General features: G+C 62.0%; 6 protein-coding genes. 2 read left to right on the forward strand and 4 right to left on the reverse strand.

All coding sequences use genetic code 11. The features are described from left to right. From Q7T06_RS02415 to Q7T06_RS02425, 3 genes are all read right to left on the reverse strand, one after another. Positions 1-162 (reverse strand): PleD family two-component system response regulator (locus Q7T06_RS02415; RefSeq protein WP_304779573.1); only part of this gene is annotated, 162 nt, incomplete at its 3' end. A 12-nt stretch (positions 163-174) separates the two neighbouring features. After that, positions 175-591 (reverse strand): PleD family two-component system response regulator, encoded by a 417-nt coding sequence (locus Q7T06_RS02420; protein WP_304779564.1) that lies wholly within the window; start codon positions 589-591, stop codon positions 175-177. Positions 592-783: 192 nt separating this feature from the next. Then, on the reverse strand, positions 784-936 hold the full coding sequence (locus tag Q7T06_RS02425) for a rubredoxin (RefSeq protein WP_304779576.1): 153 nt from the start codon (positions 934-936) through the stop codon (positions 784-786). 93 nt (positions 937-1,029) lie between these two features. Here Q7T06_RS02425 and Q7T06_RS02430 point away from each other — a divergent pair, with 93 nt between their 5' ends. Both Q7T06_RS02430 and hemL read left to right on the forward strand, forming a co-directional pair. After that, the gene (locus Q7T06_RS02430; RefSeq protein WP_304779567.1) at positions 1,030-1,854 is read left to right on the forward strand and encodes a hydroxymethylpyrimidine/phosphomethylpyrimidine kinase; all 825 of its coding nucleotides are present in this window, start codon (positions 1,030-1,032) and stop codon (positions 1,852-1,854) included. 16 nt (positions 1,855-1,870) lie between these two features. Further along, a complete protein-coding gene (gene hemL / locus Q7T06_RS02435; RefSeq protein WP_304779570.1) occupies positions 1,871-3,157 on the forward strand; it encodes a glutamate-1-semialdehyde 2,1-aminomutase in 1,287 nt (428 codons plus the stop codon). Between the two features lie 190 nt (positions 3,158-3,347). On the opposite strand, the gene Q7T06_RS02440 is transcribed toward hemL, so the two are convergent. Continuing rightward, positions 3,348-3,510: CorA family divalent cation transporter (locus tag Q7T06_RS02440; protein ID WP_304779579.1), on the reverse strand; the 163-nt coding region annotated here is incomplete at its 5' end.

The following is a 3,510-nucleotide window of genomic DNA, read 5'->3' on the forward strand; positions in this document are numbered from 1 at the left end:
ATCCATCAGGATCAGTTGCGGCTTGTCGGCCTTTATTTTCAGGATTGCCTCCTCGCCGTTCTCGGCGGTCGAGACGGAGAATCCATTCTTGATCAGGATGTCGGACAGGAAGTAACGCTCGGTGGGCGAGTCGTCGACAACGAGGATTTTCTGGATTGCCATGTTTGCGCTTGGTTAGCTTGCGGTGATCTGACGGGACAGCTCGGCTACGGTGTACTCGCGCACGGTCTTGAGCAGGCTGTCCTTGGTGAAAGGCTTGGTGAGGTAGGCGTTCGACCCGACCATTGCGCCGCGGGCACGATCGAACAGTCCGTCCTTGGAGGACAGCATGACTACAGGTGTTTCATGGAAGCGGGCACTCTTCTTGATCAGCCCGCAAGTCTGGTAGCCGTCGAGGCGTGGCATCAGGATGTCGCAAAAAATCAGCGCCGGCCGATGATCGTTCATCTTCGCCAATGCGTCGAAACCGTCGTCAGCCAGTACGACTTCGTAACCTGACTGACCAAGAAAAATCTCTGCCGAGCGCCGGATGGTGCTGCTGTCGTCAATCACCATGATCTTCAGTCGCACAGGCTCTGTTGCTATTGTCATCACGTCGTCCGTTGATCCCCGCGATCAATATACGGCCCAAGTGTGACAAAAAGCAAGATGCGCCAGGACAAGAAAACCGGAGTGGATTTCCGACGTAGTTTTTTGGCGAATGTTTTGCAAAACGACATCGCCTGGATTTGACAAAAATCAACAGCTTGCCGTAAAAACAGCCGGCAAGCCGGGGTCAGCTGCTCAGACCACAACCATCTCGAAATCTTCCTTGCGCGCGCCGCATTCCGGGCAAGTCCAGTTCATCGGCACGTCTTCCCAGCGCGTTCCGGGCGCGATGCCTTCCTCGGGCAACCCGGCGGCCTCGTCATAGACCCATCCGCAGATCAGGCACATCCATGTCTTGTATTCGGTTGTAGTTTCGGTATTGCTCACGACCCTGTGCCCTTCAAGTTAAAATGCAAAGTCCACTATCTTAATGCAGGCTCCGTGCAAAACCAAACACCGCCGCTCGTGCTCACCTTCGGCGCCGCCGATCCGGTCGGGGCCGCCGGCATCCAGGCCGACCTTGCATGCTTCGCTGCGATGGGTTGCCACGGGCTGTCGGTCATTACCGCGATCCTGATCAGCGACACCACCGGCATCGAGGACGTGCAGAATGTCGATGCCGACTGGGTTGCCGACCAGGCCCGCGTCCTGCTCGAGGACATGCAGGTCGCGGCGTTCAAGGTCGGTTATGCCGGCAACACCGAAAGCATCGCCGCGATCGCCGAGGTCATGTCCGATTATCCTGACATTCCGCTGGTCCTGGACCCGTTCGCTACCTCGATGCCCGAATCCGGCGAGGACGCCGAAGAGATGCTGATCGCGACCCGCGAACTGCTGGTACCGCAGGCCACGCTGTTGCTGCTGTCTGCAGTCGAACTGGGACGGTTCGCGGAAACCTGGCGCGAGGCTGCACCCGATCGCACGCTGGCGGATGACGCCGCCGACCTGATCCGCCAGGGCTGCCAGTACGTATTCGTCACCGGCATGCCGGGCGAGATGCAGGAGGTTTCCAACACGCTGTTCAGCGAAGAAGGCGCGATACGCCAGGACAGCTGGCAGCGCCAGCCGGGCTCCTTTGCCGGCGCCGGCAGCACGCTGTCGGCAACCATTGCAGCCCTGCTGGCCAACGGCCTCGATGTACCCGAAGCGGTAGCCGAAGCCCAGGAGTTCAATGTCGCGTCGCTGGCGCACGCGCAACGACTGGGCATGGGCAAGCTGATTCCCGACCGCCACTTCTGGGCGCGGGAATCCGACGACAATCCTTGATCACTCCCTTACTCGCATGAGCACCTCCTCCCTGAACGACCAGCTTTTCACCCGCGCCCAGGCGTCCACGCCGGGCGGCGTCAATTCACCAGTGCGCGCGTTCCGCTCGGTCGGCGGCACGCCGCGCTTCATTACCCGCGCTGAAGGCCCCTGGTTCTGGGATGCGGACGGACGCCGGTATATCGACTACATCGGGTCGTGGGGACCGGCAATCGTCGGCCACGCCCATCCGCAAGTGGTGAAAGCAGTGCAGGAAGCCGCTGCGCGCGGCCTCTCATTCGGCGCGCCAACTGAAGCCGAGATCGACATGGCAGAAGAAATCTGCCGGCTGGTGCCGTCGGTGGAACAGGTGCGGCTGGTGTCCAGTGGAACGGAAGCAGCGATGAGCGCGTTACGGCTCGCGCGTGGCGCGACCGGGCGGGACATGGTGATCAAGTTCGAAGGCTGCTACCACGGCCACGCCGACTCCCTGCTGGTCAAGGCCGGCAGTGGCCTGCTTACCTTCGGCAACCCGACTTCGGCCGGCGTGCCGGCCGACTTCGCTGCGCACACGATGGTGCTCGACTACAACAACCCGCAGCAACTCGAAGATGCGTTCAGCAAGATGGGCGACCGGATCGCCTGCGTGATCGTCGAACCGGTTGCGGGCAACATGAACTTGCTGCCTGCCACGCCCGAATTCCTGCAGACCATGCGCAGGCTGTGCAGCGCGCATGGCTCGGTCCTGATTTTCGATGAGGTGATGTCCGGCTTCCGCGTGGCACTCGGCGGCGCGCAGTCCCTGTACGGCATTGCGCCGGACATGACGGTGCTGGGCAAGGTGATCGGCGGCGGACTGCCGGTGGCAGCATTCGGTGGCCGGCGCGACCTGATGCAGCACCTGGCGCCGCTCGGTGCGGTGTACCAGGCCGGCACGCTGTCGGGCAATCCGGTCGCCGTGGCAGCGGGCTTGTCGACGCTGAAGCTGATCCAGCAACCGGGATTCTACGAGTCGCTGGGCGCGACCGGACGCAGACTGACCGAGGGGCTGGGCCAGGCGGCGCGCGATGCCGGCGTGTCGTTCTGCGCGGCCGCCGTTGGCGGCATGTTCGGCCTGTATTTTGCCGACAAGGTGCCGACGAACTACACTGAGATGATGAGCTGCGACAAGAACCGGTTCAATGCGTTCTTCCATGCAATGCTGGACGAAGGCGTGTACCTGGCACCGTCGGCATTCGAAGCCGGGTTCGTGTCGGCGGCGCACAGCGATGCTGTGGTCGATGAGACGATTGCAGCGGCGCGCAAGGCGTTTGCGAAGGGCTGATCCTTACCCGCAACCTGTGTTCATGGCGTGGTCTCGCGCACGCCATGAATGCTCCCTCCCTTTCAAGGGGAGGGCTGGGGTGGGGATGGGGTCAACGCAACGTTAGTACGGCGTTGATAAGGTCCACCCGCAAGCGCAGACCGTTCCGCAGGCGGGCAGCATACTGCCCGAAACGCCTGCTACCCCCGCCCTACTTCAACCACCCACGTTTCCGGAAAGACCAGAACGGCGCCACCGCACTGCCCACCATCAGCATCAGCGCGAACGGATAACCCAGATCCCAGTTCAGCTCCGGCAGTATCCTGAAATTCATGCCGTAAATGCTGGCAATCAGCGTCGGCGGCAGGAATGCG

The sequence above is a fragment of the Herminiimonas sp. genome (assembly GCF_030645555.1).
GTDB lineage: Bacteria > Pseudomonadota > Gammaproteobacteria > Burkholderiales > Burkholderiaceae_D > Oxalicibacterium.

Excerpts from the sequence above, each read along its gene's own strand:
- Q7T06_RS02420 (WP_304779564.1), bottom strand. The coding sequence starts at position 591 with ATGACAATAGCAACAGAGCCTGTGCGACTGAAGATCATGGTGATTGAC.
- Q7T06_RS02425 (WP_304779576.1), bottom strand. The coding sequence starts at position 936 with ATGTGCCTGATCTGCGGATGGGTCTATGACGAGGCCGCCGGGTTGCCC.
- hemL (WP_304779570.1), top strand. The coding sequence starts at position 1,871 with ATGAGCACCTCCTCCCTGAACGACCAGCTTTTCACCCGCGCCCAGGCG.